The sequence below is a fragment of the Streptomyces sp. NEAU-W12 genome, from assembly GCF_026242095.1.
Taxonomy (GTDB): domain Bacteria; phylum Actinomycetota; class Actinomycetes; order Streptomycetales; family Streptomycetaceae; genus Streptomyces.
This window is the reverse complement of sequence record NZ_JAPJDM010000066.1, coordinates 1-5,984: the sequence shown is the minus strand read 5'-3', so window position 1 is coordinate 5,984 and position 5,984 is coordinate 1. Positions and strand designations below refer to the sequence as shown.

General features: G+C 70.5%; 8 protein-coding genes and 2 pseudogenes. 4 read left to right on the top strand and 6 right to left on the bottom strand.

Annotation, left to right across the window (positions count from 1 at the left end):
• A pseudogene (locus ORI94_RS34835) lies at positions 1-110 on the bottom strand (IS5/IS1182 family transposase); the annotation flags it as partial.
• 125 nt (positions 111-235) lie between these two features.
• Between ORI94_RS34835 and ORI94_RS34830 the strand changes: the two are divergent.
• Positions 236-673, top strand: a pseudogene (locus tag ORI94_RS34830) (ISAzo13-like element transposase-related protein); the annotation flags it as partial.
• A gap of 45 nt (positions 674-718) precedes the next feature.
• Positions 719-1,518 (top strand): IS5 family transposase gene (locus ORI94_RS34825; protein WP_416237955.1). Its coding sequence is split into 2 segments (ribosomal slippage): positions 719-1,067 and positions 1,067-1,518, totalling 801 coding nucleotides; the frame shifts between segments, so codons are not numbered across the junction.
• Positions 1,519-1,526: 8 nt separating this feature from the next.
• On the opposite strand, the gene ORI94_RS34820 is transcribed toward ORI94_RS34825, so the two are convergent.
• On the bottom strand, positions 1,527-1,664 hold the full coding sequence (locus ORI94_RS34820) for a hypothetical protein (RefSeq protein ID WP_266083074.1): 138 nt from the start codon (positions 1,662-1,664) through the stop codon (positions 1,527-1,529).
• A 16-nt stretch (positions 1,665-1,680) separates the two neighbouring features.
• Between ORI94_RS34820 and ORI94_RS34815 the strand changes: the two genes are divergently transcribed.
• On the top strand, positions 1,681-2,205 hold the full coding sequence (locus ORI94_RS34815) for a hypothetical protein (protein WP_266083078.1): 525 nt from the start codon (positions 1,681-1,683) through the stop codon (positions 2,203-2,205).
• A 336-nt stretch (positions 2,206-2,541) separates the two neighbouring features.
• Complete coding sequence (locus tag ORI94_RS34810) at positions 2,542-2,934, top strand: ACT domain-containing protein (protein ID WP_266083070.1); 393 nt, start codon at positions 2,542-2,544, stop codon at positions 2,932-2,934.
• A 21-nt stretch (positions 2,935-2,955) separates the two neighbouring features.
• On the opposite strand, the gene ORI94_RS34805 is transcribed toward ORI94_RS34810, so the two are convergent.
• The 4 genes from ORI94_RS34805 to ORI94_RS34790 all read right to left on the bottom strand — a co-directional run.
• Entirely contained in the window at positions 2,956-3,645 is a 690-nt protein-coding gene (locus ORI94_RS34805) for an LLM class flavin-dependent oxidoreductase (protein WP_266083072.1), read from the bottom strand.
• A gap of 95 nt (positions 3,646-3,740) precedes the next feature.
• Positions 3,741-3,869 carry a hypothetical protein gene (locus ORI94_RS35440; protein ID WP_323056121.1) on the bottom strand — a complete coding sequence of 43 codons (129 nt, stop codon included), beginning with the start codon at positions 3,867-3,869 and terminating at the stop codon, positions 3,741-3,743.
• A gap of 124 nt (positions 3,870-3,993) precedes the next feature.
• Complete coding sequence (locus ORI94_RS34795) at positions 3,994-5,151, bottom strand: ISAs1 family transposase (protein WP_266083068.1); 1,158 nt, start codon at positions 5,149-5,151, stop codon at positions 3,994-3,996.
• A gap of 168 nt (positions 5,152-5,319) precedes the next feature.
• The coding region (locus ORI94_RS34790; RefSeq protein ID WP_266083066.1) for an ISAs1 family transposase at positions 5,320-5,984 on the bottom strand (665 nt) is incomplete at its 5' end.

The window sequence follows — 5,984 nt, the reverse complement described above, 5'->3', positions numbered from 1 at the left end:
TGGTCATCCACCGGCAACCGTCCCGGATACCGGCGACGACGCGGCGGACGAGGAGGGAGCAACGGGGCCACGCGGTCCCACAGGTCATCAGGTACAAGATCATCCGACACTCGCAGAAGTCTGCCGTTGACTCAGCCCACAGCCAAGCCCTCCGCCAAGCTCATTCTGAAACGATCAGTAAGGGCTTGCCGGGAATCAAGTCGTGGCTTCCAGCTGGCGGACTCGTTGTTCTGGTATGGGGAGATCAGAGGGGACCGAGGATGTCCTGGCGGCGAAGTTCCAGGTGTTGTTACCGCATCTCGATGAGCGTCAGCGTCGGCTGGCCATAGGGGCGGAAGCACTGACGCTGGGGCATGGTGGGATCAGACGCGTCGCCGCCGCGGCCGGGGTTCGGGAGGGCACGGTCTCGCGCGGAGCGGCCGAACTGGAGTCTGGCCAGGTGCTGTTGGGGCGGGTCCGTCGTCCTGGTGGTGGCCGGAAGAGGGCAGCGGACCTTGATCCGGGGCTACGGCCGGCTCTGCTTGGGCTGGTCGAGCCCGACGAGCGGGGTGACCCTATGTCGCCGCTGCGCTGGACGACGAAGTCGACCCGGAAGTTGGCAGCGGCGCTGACCCGGCAGGGCCATCGGGTCTCCGCCGACACGGTCGCCGGCCTGCTGCGGGAGGAAGGCTTTAGAAGTCATCTCAATTGGCTCGGTAGGCTGTGGGTCGTGGCGAGGATCGTTGAGCGGCTGGTGCCGGATGAGTTGTGGGAGCTGTTCCAGCGGGTGGTGCCGGAGGCGCCCTCGCGGCCTCAGGGTGGTGGTCGGCGTCGGCACGGCGACCGTGAGGTGCTGGCCGCGATCGTGTTCGTGGCGACGTCGGGCTGCACGTGGCAGCAGCTGCCCGCCGCGTCGTTCGGGCCGTCCGGGGCCACGGCCCACCGCCGGTTTGTCGAGTGGACCAAGGCCCGGGTGTGGGCCAAGCTGCACCGCCTGGTCCTGGACGAACTCGGCTCCCGGGGCGAGCTGGACTGGTCGAGGTGCGCGATCGACTCGGTGAACATGCGGGCCCTGAAAAGGGGGACCTGACGGGTCCGAATCCTGTCGACCGGGGCAAGTACGGGTCAAAGATCCACCTGATCACCGAGCGGACCGGTCTGCCCCTCTCCGTCGGAATCTCCGGCGCCAACCTCCACGACAGCCAGGCCCTGATCCCGCTGGTCAAGGGCATACCGCCGATCCGCTCCCGTCGCGGCCGACGCCGCCGCAGGCCTGGCAAGCTCCACGCCGACAAGGGCTACGACTACCGCCACCTGCGGCAATGGCTGTCTCGTCGGGGCATCCGGCACCGCATCGCTCGCAAGGGCGTCGAGACCTCCCAGCGGCTCGGCCGGCACCGGTGGACCATCGAACGCACCATGGCCTGGCTCGCCGGCTGCCGCCGACTCCACCGCCGCTACGAACGCAAGGCCGACCACTTCCTCGCCTTCACCAGCATCGCCTGCACCCTGATCTGCTACCGCAGACTCACCAAATGAGATGACTTCTAAGGCGTCGAGCTGCGGCTGGACGCCACCGCGAGGCTTCCCGTGGACAGGACGAGGGCGACCGCGGGATGGGTGATGCCCCGGGCGGGCGGGCTGTGCAGCACGGCGGTCAGCTGTCGCCCCCGGGCCGAGGGCAGGGCGCGCAGCAGGAGGGTGACGGGGGCGGACAGGACCAGCGCGGTCTTCGACTTCGGCGTGACCGCGCTCGGTGCGTCGTTCCACGGGGACTGGGTGCTCGACGCCCAGGACGAACTGGACCACGTCCGGACGGATCTGGGCGCGGAGGGAGACCCTGTCGGGTTGGTCCTGCTCACCGAGGACCTCCTGCGGCTGCGGGACTCCGGGCTCGACGACGACGAGCTGGCCGTGTTGTGGCACGCCACGGACCCGCCGCTGGGCGGTGCCCCGGTGGTCCGCGGTGCCGCGCGGGCGTGGCTGGACCGGCTGCTGGCCGTGGTCGTGCCGTCGGCCCGGGCGCGTGGCGCCTCGGAGGCGTCCTGCACGACGTACGCCCCCTGTGCCGGGGACGGCACGGACGCGGACACGGACGCGGTAGGGCATCGGCGTCTGACGCCGGAGGTGGTCGAGCTCATCGCCCTGCTCGACCCGCGCGCGGAGGGCCAGGAGCCGGTCGATGTCGTCCGGCGGGCGCTGGTGCGCTGTGCGGAGACGGTCTGACCGGAGCTGGCGTTCCGCTTCCTGCTGCACGCCGCGAACGGGTTCTGGTCGCGGCTGACGCCTGAGACCTCCGGCCGGCTGGAGCGCGTCAGCGCAGCGTTCGGTCACGGCTCGCATGTCGTCGACGCGGCCCGCTACCTCGTCGGCTGACGCGTCGGCGCCTCGTGACCGCGGGCCCCGGCCGGACATCAACCGGCCGGGGCCCTCGCGCGCGGCGGGACAGCGGCGTCCCGGGGGCGAGGTTTCGACGCCTGCTTCTCGCATTCCAGCCCCGGCGAGAGGCGATGCTGTGACTGCTGTGTCGGGGCCGAGTCGTCCGAGAGGGGTACCCTTTCGATGTTGCGTCTGGGAGTGCTGAGCACGGTCTTCGTGGTGGAGAGGCTCGCCGGGACGCGGGAGCCGCCCGCCGGCGGATGGCACGCCCTGGTGCGTGCTCCCGAGGGCCTGACCGTGGTGCGGGACGCCGGGGCGGACACCGCCGCGGAGGATCGGTGGACCGGGCTGTACGACCTGGACGCCGGGCACGGCCTGAACATTCCCGGGTTGCTGGCCTCCGTGGTCGGGCCGCTGGCGGACGCCGGGGTGCCGGTCTTCGTGGTGTCGACGTACGACGCCGACCTGGTGCTCGTGCCCGCGCACCGCACGGACGACATGGCCGTGGCGCTGGAGGCCGCGGGGCACGAGTTGGTGCGTGCGGACACCCGCTGGGACTCTCGCGCCCGGAGCTGAAGCCGCGAGTCCCCGATGTGGTCACATGTCGCGGACGGCGTGGAGGGCGCCCGCCGCGATGCGGTGAAGTGCCTCGGGGTCGGCGGCGTAGATGCCTTCCTCACGGGGCGCGTGCAGCACGAGGTGCGTGATGCCGGCCTTCGCGTAGGACTCGGCCATCTTGAGGAAGGCGTCCGGCGTGGAGAGGAAGTCGCCCGCCGGGTCCGTGGCGACGAAGATGCGGTCCAGCTCGTCGACGTCGCGGCCCGAGCGGTCGCAGGCCTCTCGCAACCTGACCACCTGCGCCGCGACCGCCTCCAGGCACTCCTCCGGCGTGAATCCCCGCGCCCAGTCGGTCGGTCCGGTGGTCACCCATGCCTGCCCGTACCGTGCGGCCAGCGCGAGGCCCCTGGGTCCGGTGCCGGCGATGGCCATCGGCAGGCGGGGGCGCTGGACGCACCCCGGGATCATGCGGGCCTCGTACGCGGAGAAGTGCGTACCCGTGAAAGTGGTGACCGGGTTGCGCAGCAGTTCGTCCGTCAGCTGCACGAACTCCTCGAAACGCTCGGTGCGTTCCCGCCTGGTGAAGACCTCCTGGGTGAGGACGTTCGAGTCGCCCGCGCCGACCGAACCGGTGCCGACGCCGAGGACGAAGCGGCCGCCCGAGATGTCGTCGAGAGCGATGGCGTCCTTGGCCGCACCGACCGGATGGCGGAAGTTGGGCGACCCGATGGCGCGTCAGCATCCCAATCTCAGCGGTTCGTGGGCCCGGGATTACGCCGGGGTCCGCCCCCCAGGGTCTTTGCGTGAAGTGATCTTGTCCGGATTCATCCGGTGAGGCCGAGGAGGGCCAGGGGCCGACGGTAGTCGCGGGCCGCGTGCCGGAGGGCGGCTGCGATGTTCTTCTGGCCGTCCTGCCGGTGGAGGCCGATAGCCAGGTTCCGGAGACTGGCCATTGTGCTGGGCAGTTGAGCGGTACGGATCTTGGAGTCGTCCTCGCGGAAGGTCCGGTCACGGACGTGGTGGAGAAGGCTCTCGATACCCCAGGGTCTTTGAGAAGTGATCTTGTGTCCGGGTTCGTCATGCCAGCCCGAGGGCGGTGAGGGGCCGCAGGTGGTTTCGGGCGGTGTGGCGGAGGGCGGCTGCGATGTTGATGTGGCCGTCCTGGCGGTGGACGCCGACGGCGAGGTTGCGCAGGCCGGCCATGACGCGGGGCAGGTGGCGGGTACGGATCTTCGAGGCGTCCTCGTGGAAGGTGCGGTCGCGGACGTGGTGGAGCTGGTTCTCGATGCGCCAGTGGCCGCGGATCCAAGCAGCGAGTTCGCTGCCGTCGGCCGCGCCGGGCGGCAGGTTCGTGACCAGGTAGACGCGTTCGATCGAGAGCTTGCCCGTGCCCAGGTCCCTTCTCCGGCGCACGACTTGGAGGGCCTGGCGGGCGTGCGGGTAGTCGAGGGGGGCGAACGCGGCCGTCTTCAGACGGCGAACCTCGTCGCGGTGGTGGCCCCGGACGCGTTCGTAGTGATCCAGGCGGACGTCACGCCAGGGCAGGCGGCGGACCTTCTCGTGCAGTCCGGGGTGATTCCTCTTGATCACGGCCAGGTAGTGCGCCCCGCGTTTATGCAGGTAGGCGGCGTGGTCGTGCTGGGTGTGCAGGGCGTCCGCGGTGATCACCGCGTCAGTCAGGTCGATGCCGTCGAGAAGTGGGGCGAAGGCCGGGATCTCGTTGCTCTTCCCGTCGACCTGCCGTTGGGCGAGGGCATGGCCGCTGTGGGTCATCGCGGCGATCAGAGCGATGGCCGGCCGCCTGGCGGTGCGAGAGCCGCGGAGTGTCTTGCCGTCGACAGCGATGACCTTGCGTCCGGAGGCCGGGGCCTTGCGTTCCTGGAGGAAGTCACCGATGGCGCGGTCGAGTGCGTCACCGTCCACGGCGGCCAGGACGAGACGGATGGTCGTGGCGTGGGGCGGCCGGATCAGACCGGTCAGCGGGTCGGGGCGGAACCCGAGCAGGGACAGGACGCGCTGCGGGGCGTCGGCGACCCACTCTCCGATCGCCGTGATCGAGGCGGCGCCGGCCAGAACGGCGGCGGCCGCAGCGGTGAGCAGGGCCGCCCACGGGTGACGGATGCCGCGACGGGCCCGCGGGTCAGGCACCGCGGCCAGATAACTCCGCAGGTCAGCGACCGTCTCCAGCGGGACAGGGTCGGAGGCGTCCCCCAGTTTCCGGAGGTATGACGGCATGCGGGAAGATGGGTGCGCAGGCATGGACTCGCTCGGTGCTCATACGGACTCGACACCCACATGATCACCAGCGGCCATGCCTGTTCTGCGTCCAGGGGCGCTGCCGACAGAAGTCGACAAGCCGTCACATCCAGTGCTCAGCAGGCGAACCACCCACCTCGAGACTTCTCAAAGACCCTGCTCGATACCCCAGTGGCCTCTGATCCAGGAAGCGAGCTGGACGCTGGGGGCCGCGCCGGGCGGCAGGCTGGTGATCAGGTAGATGCGTTCGATGGTCAGCTTGCCCGAGCCGAGGTCTCGTCTCCAGCGCACGACTTGGAGGGCCTGGCGGGCGTCGGGGTGGTCGAGGTGGGTGAACACGGCGGTCTTCAGCCGACGGATCCCGTCGCGGTGGTGCGCCCGGGTGCGCTCGTAGTGGTCGAGTGTGATCTCACGCCAGGGCAGGGTGCGGACGCGGGCGAACAGGCCGGGGTGGTTCTTCTTCACGACGGCGATGTAGTGGGCTCCTCGCGAGCGCAGGCAGGTGCCGTGGCCGTGCTGGGTGTGCAGGGCGTCCGCCGTGATCACGGCATGGGCGAGGCCGGCGCCGTTCAGCAGCGGTGCGAAGGAGGGGATCTCGTTGCTCTTGTTGGCGACCTGGCGCTGGGCGAGGACCTCTCCGCTGTGCGCCATCGCGGCCAGCAGCGAGACCGCCGCGGTGGTCCGGGTGCGTGAGCCGCGGACGGTCCTGCCGTCCACCGCGATCGGCCGCAGCGTGTCCGGCTCCCGGGTGCGGGCTGTCCGTGCGGACAGGAAGGCGCCTATCGCAGCATCCAGCGCGTCGCCGTCCAGCC

What these genes read in the sequence shown, in the direction of transcription:
- ORI94_RS35440 (WP_323056121.1), bottom strand. Translation starts at nt 3,869, where the DNA reads ATGGCCAGTCTCCGGAACCTGGCTATCGGCCTCCACCGGCAGGACGGC.
- ORI94_RS34810 (WP_266083070.1), top strand. Translation starts at nt 2,542, where the DNA reads ATGTTGCGTCTGGGAGTGCTGAGCACGGTCTTCGTGGTGGAGAGGCTC.
- ORI94_RS34795 (WP_266083068.1), bottom strand. Translation starts at nt 5,151, where the DNA reads ATGCCGTCATACCTCCGGAAACTGGGGGACGCCTCCGACCCTGTCCCG.